At 49.2% G+C, this 17,258-nt stretch carries 17 protein-coding genes; 8 read left to right on the forward strand and 9 right to left on the reverse strand.

Features of this window, described 5'->3' with window-relative positions:
* Positions 1-9 precede the first annotated feature (9 nt).
* The 4 genes from UC14_RS22390 to UC14_RS22405 form a co-directional block, all read right to left on the reverse strand.
* Entirely contained in the window at positions 10-2,589 is a 2,580-nt protein-coding gene (locus UC14_RS22390) for a fimbria/pilus outer membrane usher protein (protein ID WP_112198460.1), read from the reverse strand.
* A gap of 112 nt (positions 2,590-2,701) precedes the next feature.
* Positions 2,702-3,376 (reverse strand): molecular chaperone, encoded by a 675-nt coding sequence (locus UC14_RS22395; protein ID WP_112152411.1) that lies wholly within the window; start codon positions 3,374-3,376, stop codon positions 2,702-2,704.
* A 69-nt stretch (positions 3,377-3,445) separates the two neighbouring features.
* Positions 3,446-3,991 carry a fimbrial protein gene (locus tag UC14_RS22400; protein WP_112198453.1) on the reverse strand — a complete coding sequence of 182 codons (546 nt, stop codon included), beginning with the start codon at positions 3,989-3,991 and terminating at the stop codon, positions 3,446-3,448.
* Positions 3,992-4,068: 77 nt separating this feature from the next.
* The gene (locus UC14_RS22405) at positions 4,069-4,596 is read right to left on the reverse strand and encodes a fimbrial protein (protein ID WP_157962145.1); all 528 of its coding nucleotides are present in this window, start codon (positions 4,594-4,596) and stop codon (positions 4,069-4,071) included.
* Positions 4,597-5,043: 447 nt separating this feature from the next.
* Between UC14_RS22405 and UC14_RS22410 the strand changes: the two genes are divergently transcribed.
* Entirely contained in the window at positions 5,044-5,985 is a 942-nt protein-coding gene (locus UC14_RS22410; protein WP_112198454.1) for a LysR family transcriptional regulator, read from the forward strand.
* A 166-nt stretch (positions 5,986-6,151) separates the two neighbouring features.
* On the opposite strand, the gene UC14_RS26795 is transcribed toward UC14_RS22410, so the two are convergent.
* Positions 6,152-6,367 (reverse strand): hypothetical protein, encoded by a 216-nt coding sequence (locus UC14_RS26795; protein WP_157962146.1) that lies wholly within the window; start codon positions 6,365-6,367, stop codon positions 6,152-6,154.
* 26 nt (positions 6,368-6,393) lie between these two features.
* Here UC14_RS26795 and UC14_RS22420 point away from each other — a divergent pair, with 26 nt between their 5' ends.
* The 7 genes from UC14_RS22420 (at position 6,394) to UC14_RS22450 (ending at position 13,802) form a co-directional block, all read left to right on the forward strand.
* The gene (locus UC14_RS22420) at positions 6,394-6,927 is read left to right on the forward strand and encodes a GNAT family N-acetyltransferase (RefSeq protein WP_112198455.1); all 534 of its coding nucleotides are present in this window, start codon (positions 6,394-6,396) and stop codon (positions 6,925-6,927) included.
* A 289-nt stretch (positions 6,928-7,216) separates the two neighbouring features.
* Complete coding sequence (locus UC14_RS22425) at positions 7,217-7,777, forward strand: GNAT family N-acetyltransferase (protein ID WP_112198456.1); 561 nt, start codon at positions 7,217-7,219, stop codon at positions 7,775-7,777.
* A 35-nt stretch (positions 7,778-7,812) separates the two neighbouring features.
* The gene (locus UC14_RS22430) at positions 7,813-9,141 is read left to right on the forward strand and encodes an LLM class flavin-dependent oxidoreductase (RefSeq protein ID WP_112198457.1); all 1,329 of its coding nucleotides are present in this window, start codon (positions 7,813-7,815) and stop codon (positions 9,139-9,141) included.
* Positions 9,138-9,869: an amino acid ABC transporter ATP-binding protein gene (locus tag UC14_RS22435; RefSeq protein WP_112198458.1), complete on the forward strand. Its 732-nt coding sequence runs from the start codon at positions 9,138-9,140 to the stop codon at positions 9,867-9,869. Before UC14_RS22430 ends, UC14_RS22435 begins: the two co-directional genes overlap by 4 nt.
* 24 nt (positions 9,870-9,893) lie before the next feature.
* A complete protein-coding gene (locus UC14_RS22440) occupies positions 9,894-10,562 on the forward strand; it encodes an amino acid ABC transporter permease (protein ID WP_013575686.1) in 669 nt (222 codons plus the stop codon).
* 15 nt (positions 10,563-10,577) lie between these two features.
* The gene (locus tag UC14_RS22445) at positions 10,578-11,378 is read left to right on the forward strand and encodes an amino acid ABC transporter substrate-binding protein (RefSeq protein ID WP_013575687.1); all 801 of its coding nucleotides are present in this window, start codon (positions 10,578-10,580) and stop codon (positions 11,376-11,378) included.
* Between the two features lie 174 nt (positions 11,379-11,552).
* Positions 11,553-13,802 carry an MBL fold metallo-hydrolase gene (locus UC14_RS22450; protein ID WP_112198459.1) on the forward strand — a complete coding sequence of 750 codons (2,250 nt, stop codon included), beginning with the start codon at positions 11,553-11,555 and terminating at the stop codon, positions 13,800-13,802.
* Positions 13,803-13,892: 90 nt separating this feature from the next.
* On the opposite strand, the gene UC14_RS22455 is transcribed toward UC14_RS22450, so the two are convergent.
* From UC14_RS22455 to UC14_RS22470, 4 genes are read right to left on the reverse strand one after another with little or no spacing between them, the layout of a single operon-like run.
* Positions 13,893-14,579, reverse strand: coding sequence for an amino acid ABC transporter permease (locus tag UC14_RS22455; protein WP_112152405.1), 687 nt, complete (start codon positions 14,577-14,579; stop codon positions 13,893-13,895).
* Entirely contained in the window at positions 14,569-15,342 is a 774-nt protein-coding gene (locus tag UC14_RS22460; RefSeq protein WP_013575690.1) for an amino acid ABC transporter permease, read from the reverse strand. The genes UC14_RS22455 and UC14_RS22460 overlap by 11 nt, the downstream gene beginning before the upstream one ends.
* On the reverse strand, positions 15,339-16,169 hold the full coding sequence (locus UC14_RS22465) for an amino acid ABC transporter ATP-binding protein (RefSeq protein ID WP_013575691.1): 831 nt from the start codon (positions 16,167-16,169) through the stop codon (positions 15,339-15,341). Before UC14_RS22465 ends, UC14_RS22460 begins: the two co-directional genes overlap by 4 nt.
* 24 nt (positions 16,170-16,193) lie before the next feature.
* Complete coding sequence (locus tag UC14_RS22470) at positions 16,194-17,036, reverse strand: ABC transporter substrate-binding protein (RefSeq protein ID WP_013575692.1); 843 nt, start codon at positions 17,034-17,036, stop codon at positions 16,194-16,196.
* Between the last annotated feature and the right edge of the window lie 222 nt (positions 17,037-17,258).

Consider the following 17,258-nt stretch of genomic DNA (forward strand, 5'->3'; position numbering starts at 1 on the left):
CCTCATGCCTCAGTGGCATTGCGCCGTAATTTGTTTAATCAGCGCAGACGGGTCACTGGCATTGCTGCTGGTCAGCGAGTAAGTGCCTTTGCACTGTTCATTGCTACCGTTGCCCCATTTCGCCATGATGCTGCCGCTTTCCGGCAGACCGGTCAGGTAAACTTCGCCGTTGTCACTGACTATGCCGGTGACGGTGCTGTCGTTATCCAGCAGGCTGACGGTGGCACCAAACGGCACCGGTTTACCCATAAACAGCAATTGCACTAAAGCACGCTGGCCCACGCGGGTTTTGAATTCTGCACGCACTACGGCACCGCGGGTTGGAATGACCGTCTGGCTGCTCATGTCCATATCCACATCGTCGCCGAAGGTCTCGGTTTCCAGCGTCACGCTGTTTTTGCGGTATGGCTGGGCGTACGGCACCACGGCATAGCCGCGCCAGTCGGTGTGCACGCCGCTGTTGTTTTCGACGTTGACGTCATCAGCCCCCGGCGCTTTCACCAGCGTCACGGTATCGCCCAGCGGTTGTGACAGCGTGATGCCGTTTTCATGGATCAGCACGCCGCCCTGCAAGCCGTAGCTCCACTGACGGGTATCCTGGTCATAGCTGTAACCGAGGTTACCTTCGCCGGAGCCGCCTTTGTAATCCATGCTGGCATTACCGGACGCGCCGTTGCCCTGATTTTCGTAGCCCTGCTGGACGGAATAACTGAGGTTGTCACCTTGCAATAACGTCCCGCTGACGCCGGCCTGCTGAACGGTCGAACCGTGTTTTTTGCTGCTCATGTTGTAGGTTGCCGATGCCCCTGAGGACCCGATGAATCTGTCGAGCGGCACTGACATATTGAAAGCAAATACTTGATCCGCTTCAGTCATACCCGGATTTTTCGAGTAGTTGTAGTTAAAGCCGTAAGAGATGCCGTAAATGCTGGTGTTGTAGCCCAACTGTAGTAGCTGTTCTTTACCGTCACCGCCCCAATAATCCTGCTGGCTGCCGCTGATATAAATCGAACCGTAATCACCAATCGACTGACTGACGGACACCTGCATTTTGCTGCGCTGATTGTGCGAGCGGTTGTAGTTATCGAAATCACTGTCAGTTTCTTGCTGGTAATCCTGTACGTCACTGAAAGCGTAGTAACCTTCGGTGGAGTAACGGTAACCGGCGATTTGCAGGTTAGTGTCGGTTGCCTCGAAGTTTTTGGCGTACATCGCCCGGTAGGACTGGCCTTTTTGAGTATCGGTTGAATCCTCAAACTCACTGGTGGCCTGCGTGGCATCAAATGACACCGCACCCGCTGAACCTAAGTCAAAACCCACGCCGACATTAGCGGCACGGTAGTTTTCGGCATACTGCACGCCGCCGTAAACGGTGGTACGTGCGGTCAGACCGTAAATATTGGACAACTGAATAAAGTTCGGTGTCTCGGTGTCATCATTCCCGGTACGGTATTTCCCCAGCGCCATGTTGTATTTGAAACGGCCTTCGCGCTGTAAAATCGGCACGGAACTGGTGGCAATGTTGAATTTAGTGGCGGATCCATCGGACTCGGTGACAGTCACTTCCATATCACCGCCGTTGCCCGACGGGTATAAATCCGTAATCGCAAACGGGCCGGGTGACACGTTAGTCTGGTAGATCACATAACCATTCTGCTTAATGGTCACCTGCGCATTAGATTTAGCAATGCCGCGCACCGTAGGCGCAAACTGGTTCATGGAATCAGGCAACATCTGGTCGTCAGAGGCCAGTTGCGCACCGGTAAACTGAATACTGTCAAAGACATCGGCAGGCGTGGAATACTCACCCAGTGTCAGTTGCCCACCCTGCAGGAAACGCACGTCACGCTGCACATAAGTATTAATCGACTCAAACTTACGGGTACTGGTGTCTTCACCGCCGTGCGAACCTTCAGTAAATTGATCACTGTAGGTCGAATAGTTACGCAGGCGCCACGCGCCGAGGTTTGCCCCGCTGCGCAGGTTAACGAAGTTACTTTGCGACTGACCGCTGTTATCGCGTTGCGTTGTTGAACCGGAATAGCTGTAGTTCAGCATGAACGCGGGAATACCGTTATCCCAGCGCTTCGGATCAACCGAGTTACGCGGACGGACGTTGACCCCGATTTGCGGTACAGTGATGTCGTAACGCTTACGGTTTAAATCCAGGTTTTCAGTGGCCTGCGGCACATAGGCGCTCAGTGGCCTGGTCAGCTTTGCGTCAGGTGCAACGGCTTTCAGATCCGGGAAAACATCCAGTTTAACGCCGTAATCCGCCATCTCCGCGGGCGTGATCGCCCCGTAAAGTTTACCCGGCGCATCCGGCAGGCTGACAAATTCGACATTGCGTGAGTCAACCTGCTGGTTGTTCAGATAAACATCAACCTGATAGGTGCCGGGCATTTGCCCGCCCTTTTCGGCGAAATAATCCAGATTAACACCTTGTAAATCGCCACCGTCACCGATGGACTTAAGCATCTCAGGGTTAAAAGTTTCAGCGGAGAAAGTCAATCCGGGTAAAGATAACAATATGAAAAATGATAAGGGTTTTAATAAAAAAAAGCGGGCGGCTGAGTTACGTTGCAGCATACCTTTTTTTGTTTTAGTCCCTTTTATTCTGATACTGTCTTTTCCCTGACGATTTTTAATATTATTATTTTCCATACTTCACAATCTTTCCTGATTTGAGTCGCTCGACTTATTAAATTGATGCTTTGGCTTTTTCTGTCAGTCCACCAAAGTCATTAATAGCTTGCCAACTAATATTGTTTCCAACCGGAGCATTATCGATTTTCAATGAAGATTTTGGCGGAACTATATAGCCGTCTTTTAATTCATGACCATTGATGCTGACTTTGGTCATACTGACATAATAAGGCGTCGGGTTACTGGCGGTGACAATGGTGCCTGAGCGGGAGAAAGTCAGATGCTGATAAGCTTTTGCAATCGCCTCTTTGTTATTCAACGCTGTCGGACGATAAATCAATTTGATACGGGTATTAATGGAAAACTGGAGCGAGTTCTTTTCTTTCGTCGCAGGTGGTATGGCAAGCGTGTTCAGCCAGTAGATGGACTCTTTGTCCTGCGCTAAGGAAGAGGATGTCTGAGTTATACGCACAGCATTATCCTGGCCTGGTTCTATGCGGAATAATGGTGGAGTCGTAATAAAGGGAACCTTTTCCCCTTTTTTGTCAGAACTCACCCAGGAGCGGATAAGATAGACATTTGAGTCTTCTGTATTCTTAACAGAAAGGGAAGCCTCTTTCACATTACCATTATAGATAACGCGGGTTGCACCAACGGAAAACCCCGCAGAAGCCGAGATCGAAACGCACAAAAACGCTGTACCTAAACACAGCTTAGATAGTATATTCATTTTAACCCTCTATAAAGAATGGCTCTTTCTTCACAGGAAAATAAGAGCCACAGTCATTAAATATTAATCTTATTCATAAGACATCGTGTAGTTGATAGCCATGGAAAAATCACCAGCATTAGTGACTACTGCAGAAGTTGCATATCTGGTTAATGAAATATTATATTTCAGGTCATTAACCCCTTCGATAGCAACACCCTTGCTAACAAATTGCTTAGGAAGAACCTTAGCGCCAGAATCAGCATCAAAAACCATAGCTGCAATGTTCACCTGATTGGCTGTTTTATTATCTCTGTAACCCTGAACGTTCCCATCGAAATAAGTCGGATCTCCATCAAACTTTACAGAGATAGGTGTGCCATTCGGACAATCCACTAACTTTATATTAAAAGGCTTTGTCAGCTGAGCATTAGTATCACCTATTGCAGCCAAGCTCAAAATGCTATTTTTTGCTAAATTACCAAAAGAGAGGGTTGTATTCAGGCTGGCACTGTCAATGCTACATGTCCTCGTGGTAACATTTCCTGAGAAATTCAGAGTGCCAGTTTCAGCAGCCTGAGCGCCCGTTAACCCCATACCCAACATCATCGCAACAGCAAAACTTAATTTTTTCATAATATGGTTTAATCCTTTGAACCGGGTTAATAAAAATAAAACAGTTTTTTTAAAAACTTAATTATTAACAGCGGATATTAGTTATATGTCAGGGAGAAATTAGTGGTTGCAGTGAAAGCACCGGCGGTAACTTTTTCTGCCGTTGACATCGCAGCGGCCTGCATCGCAATCGTTGCCGAACCGGTTTCAGCATTAATGGATGCAACTGCAGAGGACGAATTCATCGGGATCAATGAACCATCCATGTTATACAGAGCAATACCGAGACCGGCTGCAGTTGATTCATCATTGAGCGCGAGTAATTCATTATTAGTCGCATCGGCAGCACCGAGTGCAATCAGCGATACACCACTTTGAGTTACCGGGCATTCAGTCAGCACAACGTTAATATCTTTTTTGGCAGAAATTGAACCAATTGTTGGGAAACTTGTAGACGCCATGTCCCCCAGAGCAACTGGAGCTGCGATGCTGGCAGCATCCACCTGACAGCCGGTCTCAATAATAGTACCGCCAACGTTGATGGTGCCGTCAGCCGCGTTTGCGCCCAGTGCGGCAACCATGCCGGCAGCCAGTACGCTCATCTTAAAAAATGTGTTAATTTTCAAAATATATCTCCATTGAAATCGTGATTTAATTCCCTGAATCCATAAACAGGGGAGACGCATTATTCACATTACGAGCCATGAAATAAACACAGTGAACTGAAAGATTCTTTAAGTTTGTTAAAGGATTCGAATTACATGTGTCATAACAAATAATTACCTTATAAAAAAACTCCTAATCGCTTTTAATAACACCATGATAATTAAAAATTCATTAATAAAAGTAGCGTCGGCCATCAGGTATATTATAAAGTTATAACGCAACCACCCCTGCTTTATAGCGCATGTAGAAATGATGATGGTTATGGGTAAATTATTGAATTTACCATCTTTTCATAAAATAATTTCATAGTTATTTTTAATATCTCGAAAAATCAGAATTCAAAACTACACTTTTAAGTGCACGGGTTTAAATGACCTTATCTTTCTGTACAACAAAGTGAGAAAAATATGAAAGCAACTCATAATACCGAACGTCTTAATGCTGTTAAAGGCTTTGACCTCAATCTAATAACAATGTTTGAGTCTGTCTACATTCATGGCAGCGTTACCAAAGCGGCCAATATTTTGGGGCTCACCCCCTCGGCTGTCAGTCAGGCGCTGGGACGCTTACGAGATCATTTTTCTGATCCATTATTCGTCCGGCAAGGGAAAAGCCTTTTCCCTACAACAACGGCGAATAGCATTCATGATAAATTGTTTGAATCTTATGATAATTTATTAGCCCGTTTCCAGGAGATAGATAGCCCGTCAACCATTACAAGCCTGGCTGTCAACTGCCCACCCTATTTATCCCTGACTATTCTGGGACCTTTAATCAGGCAGGTCGCTAAGATCGCGCCGGACTGTAAGGTTGTTCATACCACCGCAGGAAATTCTCTTTCGACAATAGATGATTTATTGACATTCCGTAAAACGGACATCGTATTTGATATAAACCCGCACAATAACTTATCCCGAAATACATTTTTGCTGTACGAAGAACCTTTGGTTGTGATATGTGCTAAAAATCACCCAAGAGTTAATGAGAAAGCGTTGCCGGAGGAATTGATGAAGGAAGATTTCACGTTTATTGATAATGAAAGCCTGGTCAGAATTAATTTCGCCAGGCAACTTGAGAAGACAACAAAAATGAAAAGGAAAATCCGCTATTCTGTCGGGTATGTCGGATCTGCGATGCCCATTATTGAAGCTACTGATACTCTGGCGTTCGTTCCTCTCCATGCCTATGAACAATACAAAAATCAGTATGAGATACGTCCGGTAGCTGTAGATTTTAATCTTCCAAAGTTACCGGTCTATATGATTTATAATAAAACTTCTTTAAATAACACCTTCTTCTCTGACCTCATTAAATCTCTGGAGAAAGCTTTCCCCCCTGTGCATGCATAAAAGCAGTCCGGATTAAATAAGCACCTGACAGGTGCCTGGCGTGATAGTAAAAAAGGCAACATACATCGCCTTTTTTACTTCTCAGACACGGCTTAAACATTCAAAACGTATACATCAGAAACAGAACCGAAGCGGGACGCTTTATACGCCTGGGTATACATCGCGCCTAAATACACGCCGTGCGCGTCATACTTGATCGCACCGGAATACGCTTCAGTTTGAAAAACAGCCATCTTCTAAAACTGTTCTGCTTGCACATCCGGTGCTGGCGGCCAATATTACTGAACGGGATCTTGACCACGGGTGAGATCCGGCTCATTACACCGGCCGCGCCGCGCAAAAAGTTGATGAGGTCATCCGCTTTGCCGTGCAGTCCGGTCATCTGACTTCTTCTGAGGGATCCGGGTTATGACACAACATTTCAGGCGGCTGACGCTGGATGATAAACACGATTATCTGGCGCTGATGCTGGACGCTTATGCGCCAATCAAAGCACTCGGGATTCAGTTTGATGCTGCCACCGCCGATCTGGCAAGCGTGACACAACATCTCAACGATCATGCAGTGTTTGCGCTCTTTGATGACCAGCGGATGGTGGCTTCGGTCACCCTGCGCTTCCCGTGGGGTGCAATGCCGGGACTCATAGGCCTGCCGCATATTGGCTGGTTAGGCACGCATCCGGATTACGCCGGTCAGCGTCTCGGCAAAAAGCTGCTGGACTGGCTGGAAGACAACATTCTGATCCGCGAACTGAAAGCCCCGGCTTACTCGCTTGGCACCGCCACCAGCCATCCGTGGCTGCGTGACATGTACCTGAAACTGGGTTTTCAGCCGGTCTTCGAAAGAGACATCGGCAAAGGACACACCACGCTGTACATGAAAAAAGTTCTCGATGAAAAAAGCCACACCCGCTGGCTGGAACGTCAGGAAAATTTGTTATGAGCCTCACCGCCATGCTGACGAAACGGATTGTCAGCGCGGTTTATAACCTCGTCCGGCGGTATTAGTGAAAGAGCCCGGGGGATCTTGGGGGGCGGCGGCAGGCCGCCCCCCAAGTCGGTGTGGGCCGACGCCCACGGTTTTGACTTTGAAGTTAACGCCCGTATGGGCGGCCACCCCATCCCCTATTCCATCTCCCGCAACTGCATAGCAACTATTGTTGTTTTACATCGTTTGTTCCTGACTTTAATAATCGTTGTTAACGATGTGTTGCGAACAACAGGAACTGGATATGAGCCACGTGATCCGCCTTGCTCAGGAGTCTGAAGCAGCGGCGCTGCACAGCCTTTTGCAAAAGGCTTACGCGCCGCTGCTGGAACATAACATTCATTTCACCATCACCCGCGCCAGCGTTGAAGACGTGCGGGATGTTATCCGCAATGAAACCACCTATGTGCTGGAAAACGACGGCGTACTGACGGCGACGCTGACCACCCGTTTTTTGTGGACACCGGCAAAAAATCATCTTGCACCGTGGCCGTTTGTGCACTGGTTTGCGGTGGCAGAACATGCCAAAGGCCAGGGATTTGGCAATGAAATTATCCGCTACGTGGAAGAGACGTTTTTGCGTGACACGCTGAAATCACCGGCGGTGTATCTGGCAACGGCGGTGAAACATCCGTGGCTGACCGGGTTATATCAGCGACGGGGTTATGAGCCATTTCATACCGCGACCAACCCGCTGGGTGTCGAACTGGTCTATCTGCGCAAAATTCTCAACCAGCAGGCATTCGAAGCACAGGAGCAGGCGCCACTGGTGCGCTCCATCGCTGAATTACGCACGCTGGTTTAACGGCGGCTGAATAATATATTCTTAAGGATGAAACAATGAGTCAGAAAAAACAAATACGCCTGGGTGCCATTATTCAGGGCGCATCCGGAAATATGTCTGCATGGCGTCATCCGGATGCGGTTGCTGATGCCAGTATTAATATTCAGTTCTGCCAGCAATTAGCGCAACGAGCTGAACAGGCTAAATTTGATTTCTTATTTGTCGCCGACGGACTTTATATTACTGAGAAATCTATTCCGCATTTCCTCAACCGTTTTGAACCGATTACCCTGCTTTCTGCCCTGTCGCTGGTCACCCGCAAAATCGGACTGGTCGCCACCTTATCCACCTCCTACAGCGAGCCGTTTACCGTCGCGCGTCAGTTCGCCAGCCTCGATCATCTGAGCGGTGGCCGGGCGGGCTGGAACGTGGTGACCTCGCCGCTGGAAGGCTCGGCGAAAAACTTCTCCCGCGATAAGCACCCGGAACATGACGAGCGTTACCGCATCGCCAGTGAATACGTCAGCGTGGTGAAAGGGCTGTGGGATTCCTGGGAAGAAGATGCATTTGCGCGCAACAAAGCCACTGGCCAGTTCTTTGTGCCGGAGAAACTGCACACACTCAATCATCACGGCAAATACTACTCGGTGCAGGGGCCGCTGAACGTCGGACGCTCCCCGCAGGGCCGTCCGATCGTCTTTCAGGCCGGGGCGTCGGAACAGGGCAAAGCCTTTGCTGCCGAAGCCGCTGACGCCATTTACACCCGTCAGGAAACCCCCGAACTGGCCCGCGCATTTCGTCTCGATGTACAGCGTCAGCTGGTGGAAAACGGCCGTGCCGCCGAAGACATCCGCGTCTTTCAGGGCATCAGCGTGATTATCGGTGAGTCGCCTGCCGATGCTGAACGTCGATATCAGGAAACCGCCCAACTGGTGACGCTGGAAAGCGCGCTGGATTATCTTGGCCGCTACTTTGAGCATCACGATTTTGCACAATACGACCCGGATGCACCATTCCCGGACATCGGTGATTTGGGGCAAAACAGCTTCCGCAGCACCACAGATGAGATCAAACGCAACGCCCGTGAACGTGGATTAACCCTGCGTCAGGCCGCACTGGAAGCCGCGACACCACGACCGACCTTCTCCGGTACCGCCGAAGATGTCGCCGACGGTCTGGAACATTGGTTTACCTCAGGTGCGGCCGACGGTTTTATCGTCCGGGGCGGCACCCCGACGGCGTTTGATGATTTCACCGACCGTGTGATCCCGATTTTGCAGGCGCGGGGATTGTACCGGACGGACTATGAGGCACAGACCCTGCGGGGGAATCTGGGGTTAAGTGAGCCGGAGAATCAGTTTGTTTCTGTGCGGGAGTACGCATGATAACGGTCAGCGGATTGAATAAATCATTTAACCAGTTCCCTGCTCTGTCGGATATTAATTTCACTGTAAAAAAAGGGGAAGTGGTATCGATTATTGGCCCTTCGGGTTCCGGGAAATCCACCCTGTTACGTTCGCTGAATTTGCTGGTCAGGCCGGATTCCGGCCTGATGCAGATTGGTGATAAACACATTAATGCTGCAACCCTTACCCGCAAACAAACGGGCGATTTTCGCCGCCAGACATCCATGGTTTTTCAGCACTACAATTTGTTTAAAAATAAAACCGCACTGGAAAATATCACTGAGATCTTACGTTTTACCCAAAAACTGAATAAAGCGCAGGCGCGGGAACGGGGTCAGGAATTGCTGGCGCAGGTGGGGCTGACGCACAAATCGGCAGCCTATCCCGGCACTCTTTCCGGTGGACAGCAGCAGCGCGTCGGTATCGCCCGCGCAATGGCCGTTGATCCGCAGGTGATTTTATTTGATGGGCCCACGTCTTCTCTGGATCCCGAAATGCGCCGTGAAGTGCTGAACCTGATTGAAGGGCTGGCCGGTCGCGACTTAACCATGATGATCGTCACGCATGAAATGGGGTTCGCCCGCAATGTTTCTGACCGGATATTTTTCATGGAGCACGGTCATATTATCGAACAAGGCGAACCGGCAAAAATATTCCAGACCGTTTCCGGAAACCGCACCCGTTCTTTTTTACATGATTTTACCTGATGGCCGTAAACGGAATTTTTCACAATGAATTTTGATTTCCCTTATATGCTCGGCGTTATTCCGCAGATCCTCGTCTATCTTCCCGTGACTTTGCTGATTTCATTTCTTTCCATTCTACTGGCAACCGTTCTGGGCATTATTTTCGCCTTATTACTCAGGGCCGGTAAAATACCCGCGGCTTTCGCGCATCTTTATATTTCATTCTTTCGTGGTACGCCGGTACTGGTACAGTTATTGATTATTTATTTTGGTCTGCCGCAAATTATCCCTTCGATGAATTCACTGAGTGCCATGAATGCGGTGATCCTCGGTTTAAGCTTAAACACGTCTGCCTATCTGGCGGAAATCTTCCGTGCCGCTATCGACTCCGTCGATAAAGGGCAACTGGAAGCCTCTCTGGCCTCCGGGCTGAGCATGTTTAAAGCCTCCAGCCGTATCCTGTTTCCGCAAGCCTGCCGCAATGCGATTCCGGCTACCGGCAACGTCTATATCGGCCTGATCAAGAACTCCTCACTGGCGTTCACCTTAGGCGTGAGCGAACTGCTGGCTGCAGGAAAAATGGTGGCCACAGAGTCGCTGAAATTCTTCGAAGCGTATTTCGCTGTGGCGCTGGTCTACTGGGCGCTGACCATCATTTTCAGTGAGTTACAACGTCGCCTCGAAAAACATCTCGGCAAACCCTATGCCGGTTAAACAGGAAATTTTCATATGCGATTGTTAACACTGTCTATTTTATCCCTTCCCCTTTTACTGACTGCCTGCGATAAACCCGCCGTCAAAGCGGATGATCAACCCGTTCTGCGGGTGGGCGCGACACCGGACGGTTATCCGCACTATTTTAAAGAGGGCGACACCATCAAAGGATTCAGCACGGATATTCTCAACGCCGTCGCCGGCAAGATCCACTACAAAGTTGAATGGGTAACCTCCGACTGGGTGGGCGTTCTTGGCTCTCTGGAAACCGGCAAAGTGGATACCGTGGGCAATTTTGCTGACACGCCGGAGCGGCGCAAGAAATATGATTATTCAGCGCCCTACTATTACTCTGCGGCGCAACTGGCAGTCAGTAAAAACAACACCACTATTCACGGTTTACAGGACATGAAAGGGAAAACGGTCGCCGCCGATCTCGGTTCGAACTATGGCAAAGTCCTGAAAGAATTTGACCCGAAAAACGAAATCAGGTTGGTGACCTTTGAGGGTATGGATGTGGTGGTTAACAGCGTGGCGCAGGGAAAAGTCGATGCGTATGTTTCCGGCCAGGTGATCCTGCTCGGGCAAATCAAGCGTAAAAATCTGCCGCTGAAAGTCGTCGGAGAACCCTTTGGCCTGAAACAGGTCGCCCTGCCATTCAGAAAAGATGCGCGCGGAGAAGCGCTGAAACAAAAAGTGGATGTCGCACTCGGTGAATTACGGGCAGACGGCACATTGAAGAAGATTTCCGAAAAATGGTTTGACCGGGATCTGAGTGTGGATACGGAATTAACCTCGGTCAGCAAAAGACAATAAACGCATTTTTACCGTGGCTTTCCGCTCCAAAACCCCGCCCGAAACAGGCGGGGTTTTGGATTCCAGTCCGGAATGTGCGTATTATCGATTAATAATCACCACTTATGCATTTGATGTAAACAATATCTGTGATACATGAAAACAAGTAAATAATTGAAATTATAGGGAATTGTGATGAGCTCGATTATACCCACATTGCCAGCAGACAGTTTCGAGATTATAACCTTTGGGGTTGGCCATGGTGATTGTCATCTGGTAGAGCTTCACCATCATGGTAAAGTCGCCTTTCGCCTGTTATATGACGGTGGTGTCTCTTTGCCTCAAGCTTTAACCGATCACCTGAATGACCATAAAAAAGAAGACGGAAGTGAGGATCTTGATGTGGTTGTTCTAAGCCACATTGATCACGACCATCAGGGGGGATTTCACTCACTGCTAAAAAAAACAGACATTACTATCGGCGAACTCTGGCTGCCCTGTTTACCGGCTTTTGAAAGGCTTAGCTGGTTATTTGCACCAAGAGTGCAAGACGCTGTTTCCAAAGCAAAAGGCCTTGAGAATGAAGCTAATACAAGAAAGATCCCTGTTATCTATCCTCTTGAAGGCTATAAACATCGTTTTCAAACCAATGGCAATGTGACGGTTTCCGTTATTTCACCTGCACGGAAAATGATAAAACGTCTTTATAGCGCCCCCTATTCAGAACTTGAAACATTACTGGCTCATGAATCACTGCCCCATGAATGGCTTATACGGGGTGAATCATGGCAAGAGGAGGAGCAATTTTCCGAGGCGGCAAATGTATTCGACACCATGAATGCGCTCTCACGAGATAATTTTTCTCCGGTGAGTAATCAGGATAACAATCTGCGTAATCAAAACAACATAGGTCAAAGAATAAAGAAATATCGTGATAATACTTCTGAACCTAATTTTTTTGGTAATTCCGTTTTAAACGATACCTCGCTGGTTATTGTTATTGATGCATTACTGGACGGTAGTCAACGCAGACGCATCGTTTTAACCGGGGATCAGGAAAACTGGTCCTGGATTTGCTCAGAATATCCTGCTGGTCTTGGAGTTGATGTGCTTAAAGCACCGCACCACGGAGGAAGAGTTTATCTTTCGGATAATAAACCTAAAGACAGGGATGATTTAGATCAGTTTTATATCTGGATGCGTCCAAGAATTGCCGTAGTAAGTGCAAAAGGCACGCATAATTTACCGCGTCAAGACTTTCGTGAAGCATTAAGAGCAGTGGGAACAACACTGGCTTGTCCTAATACAAGAACCAAAGAGTTTATTTTCAATGATATAAGCAATCCGCTAAAAAAATCATGCTTTGAACATTTTGCGTGTAACAGTCAAGATCAAACAAAGGCGCTGCGTGTGCGCATGACAGCATTGCAGGAAGATGTTAATACCGCGGCCTGCTTACAAGGAAACTGCCATAGAGGAGCCGCACCGATCGTTGTATTGCAGCAAAAGATCATTGAACCAGATGAATCTTTTGTTCGCTGGACTCAAACTGAAGTGCGAAAAAATGCGGAATGGTTAGAAAAACTCTTAATGAATGACCGCAAAAATCATCTCAAAGATTGGCCGGAAAGCGAACGACTGGACCACGATGTTGAAGCCGTAAAGTGGTCAGCAATACACAATCAGGCCGAAGCAGAACAACGTACAGCGTTTGCATTCGACCCTTCATACGTACTGAAGTATGCTGCTGTGCACGGTATAATATGGGGCTCCGAAGATTTGAAATATGGAAGCACCTGTGATTTAGTTGCAGCAATATCTGATACAGAATATAAAAACTTGCTCAATAAGGTTAAAGAATATTCTGGTTTTTTATTAAAAATTTCAATGCCAGATTCACGCAGCCTGCATGTCATAGACAATATTGAAATTCTGGAAAGTGCAGAATTTTCTGTTTTAATGGAATTCTGGTCAGCGTGGGCCTACATTCCCTATGAAATATTCATCCGGCATGTCAAACCCAGGTTATTACGTGATATTGCAAAGCATTATTCAGCCAGTATCGTGAACAACATGGATCCCCATTTTCCGATCTCAACTAACGCTAAAAATTCTTATGCCACGTTATATCTTTACAATAATAAAGCAGTTAGCCCTGACTTCTATGAAAAAAATAGCTGGTACAGATTAGATGAAAAACTTACGGGCTATATAAGCGCTCATGCATTTATGGCGCAAATGGAACAAAGCAAAGGAAGTGTGCTTCCAATACTAAACTACTCACATAGAGGTTACACACCAGATTTAAGCTCATTAGAACGATTTGTTAAAAATTTCCGCGAGTTATTTGCAGACGAGGAGGAAGAAAAAAGTAATTACCCCAAAGACTTTGAAACTGCGCCTTGGTTGAAGTTATGGGGTAAGGATATAAAAAAACAGAGCTGATTTTTATTGTACTCATTTTGGATAACCGGAGGTTATTTACGGCTCCCGGTTATCCATATCCTTATCCTTCACTTACAACTGTTTAATCGTTCACGCTGTTTTGTTTTTTCTTACTACCCTCCCCGCCAGATACGCCAGCGTCACACACAGCAGGTAATACATCAGCCCGACCAGCAGGAAGATTTCTGCCGGGTAAATTTGCACCCGGTTGTTCACCTGTCCGGCCACCGTGGTGAGTTCCGGCACGTTGACGATAAACGCCAGCGACGTGTCTTTCACCAGTGAGATCAGCAGTCCGAGATAGGACGGCAGCAGATTCGGCCACGCCTGCGGTAACAGCACGAACAACAGCACTTTGCCGTAGCTCATGCCGGACGCGATCCCCGCTTCGGTTTGCCCGCGCGGCAAGGCTTCCAGACCCGCCAGCGTCGAATGCATCACCGCCGCCGAGGTAAACCAGGCCAGTGCCAGAATCACCGTCAGCGGACCGGGGATCGATCCGCCAAACACCACCGGCAGCAGGAAATACAGCCAGAAAATCACGAAAATCAGCGGAATGCCGCGGATAAACGACGCCCAGATAAACAGAATTTTTCGCGTCCAGCCGCCGAAACGCCACGCCAGTGCCGCCATCAGAACCCCGGCCAGTAACGCCAGAACGCCCGCCGATGCCGCCATGATTAATGTGAGCAACACCCCGCCCGGCTCACCGTCAGCCAGTCTTCCCCACAGCAGATAAGTGAAATTATCCTGCAAAACAGACCCGTCAAATTCCATCGCGGGTTTCCTCCGTCATTGCCGCCTGCGGCCTGCGCTGCGGACGTTTCGGACCAAACGCCGTCATCAGCCCGCCGAGGATCAGCCCGAGCGCCAGATACAGCAATGTCCCGACCGCAAACCCTTCGAAGGCGTGTGCGTTATAGCTTTCAATCTGACTGACCTGATACGTCAGTTCCGAAAAACCGATGCCGGTCGCCAGCGAGGAAAGCTTCATCAGATTCAGATACTGGCCGGTGACTGGCTGCCACGCATTGGTCAGCGCCTGCGGCAAAAGAATGGAAAGCAGCAATGTCTTGCGGCTAAACCCCTGCGAAATCGCCGCTTCAGTCTGGCCTTTGGGCACGGAATTCAGACCCGCCTGCACTTCTTCCACCAGAAACGCCGCCGTGAACAGCGCCAGCCCCCAGGCCGCACACAAAAATTCCGGCGTCAGCCAGGCAATGTTGCCCGGAAACGTTGCCCACGGATGATTGTCGCCAATGTAAAAACGCCAGCTTTGCGGCAGCGCGCCATACGCCGCGAAATACCAGAACAGCAGTTGCACCAGCAGCGGCGTGTTACGGAAAACAGAGACAAACGCCGCCACCGCGCCGCGTGCAATACGCGAGGTACTCAGGCGCAGCGCAATCAGCAGCACAGTCAGTAACGTAGCGATCAGACTGCCCGCCAGGCTGACATACAGCGTGGTGAGAAAGCCGGAGATAATCCATTGCAAAGGCTGGCCGCTCAGCACGCCCGCCCAGTCAGGATGCCAGATCATCGCTCTGCTCCTGCCTGCGGATGCAGCGGAAACAATACTTTCTGCAAAAACCGCTGCGCGCGCGGATGTTGCGGACGCAGGAAGAAATCTTCCGGCTGCGCCTGTTCGAGAATTTCTCCGCCATCCATGAAAATCACCCGGTCGGCGATTTCACGGGCAAAACTCATTTCGTGCGTCACCACAATCATGGTGATGCCACTTTTCGCCAGCTCCTGCATCACCAGCAGCACTTCGCCGATCATTTCCGGATCGAGCGCTGAAGTCGGTTCATCAAATAAAATTATGTTCGGATCGGTGACCAGCGCCCGGGCAATTGCCACGCGCTGTTGCTGACCGCCGGATAGCTGCTCGGGATAATGCCGCGCTTTATCCCCCAGCCCGACACGCGTCAGCAGCGCCCGCGCCTTTTCCCGCGCTTCACTTTTCTTCCAGCCATGCACTTTGATCAGCGCCAGACTGACGTTGTCTTCGGCGGTGAGATGGGCATACAGATTGAACTGCTGAAACACGAAACCGATATGCGTGCGTAACTGGCGTAATGCCGCGCCTTTGAGGTTTCGCGTCGGCAGATTGTCGATCAGGATCTCGCCGCCTGAGGCGGATTCAAGCTGATTAATCAGGCGGATCAGGGTGGATTTTCCGGAGCCGGAAGGCCCGCAAACGGCCACCACTTCGCCGCTGTCCACACGCAAATCGACGTTGCGGATCACTTCATGCGGACCAAAAGATTTACTGACCTGACGAAATTCGACGGCAGCGGTTTTACCGGCGGATGAATGTGAAAAAACCGCAGACGTTGCTGCGGTTGAGTAAGTGTCTTGCGGCATGTGCCTTACCTTGCATAAAACAGATTATTTGGCTTCGATTTTGAACAGACGCGGCTGAGGAGATTTGGTCTGCGGGCCGAACCAGACGTTATAAATGCTGACCGCCTGGCCGTTTTTCTCCAGATTCAGCAGCTCGTCGTTGACCACTTTCAGCAGGCTGGTTTCGCCTTTTTTCACGCCAACGCCAATCTCTTCCTTGCTCAGCAATTCAGGCAACACTTTGTATTTCGCCTTGTCCGGCGCGCCATCCAGCAGACCGGCCAGAATGGTGCTGTCCTGGGTAATCGCCTGCACGTTGCCGTTACGTAAAGCGGAAAGCGCCAGCGGAATATCGTCATAAGACAGCACGCGGGATTGCGGGAAGCGATTATGCAACTCCTGCTCACCGGTGGTGCCTTTCACCGCGCCAATGCGCGCCGTAGCATACGCATCGAGCTTATCCGGCGATCCGGCGGGCACCAGGAACTGCTGGCCGGTGACGAAATAAGGCACGGAGAAGTCGATCACTTTCGCGCGTTCCGGGGTGATGGTGATATCAGCCACAATCAGATCCGCCTTGCCGGACTGCAACAACGGAATACGGTTGGCCGGATTGGTCGGTACCAGTTGCAATTTAACACCCAGCGTTTTCGCCAGCGCTTTGGCGAAATCGACGTCATAGCCGACAATATCGTGCGTTTTCGCATCCAAAGACCCAAACGGCGGATTGGAATCGAAAGTCGCAACTTTCACAACACCGGCTTTTTTGATATCCGCCAGTTGGTCAGCGTGGGCGGTAAAGGTGGAAAGCGTGCTGATTGCCAGAACCAGCCCGGCAGCAATTTTGCTTGTTGTCATTTGACGTTGATTAAACTGAATAGCGGCCATCGTTTTTCCTTATGAATAGTCTGCAGAGGGCTTGCGCCCCAAATTTACAAAGCAGGAGATTTGATTTTTTTTCTTTTGTGAGTCAGAGAATTGCATAAGGAATGAGGTCGATGCCACTAACAAAAAAGGATATAGATGGATCAATTAAGCATAAGCTTTTCGGATGATCGTGCGGGGGAGTTGTGCGTGCTGCCGATTCAGAAATCTTGCTGAACGGAGCGG

It is taken from the genome of Rahnella sp. NRRL B-41462 (genome assembly GCF_003263525.1).
GTDB classification, from domain to species: domain Bacteria; phylum Pseudomonadota; class Gammaproteobacteria; order Enterobacterales; family Enterobacteriaceae; genus Rahnella; species Rahnella aceris.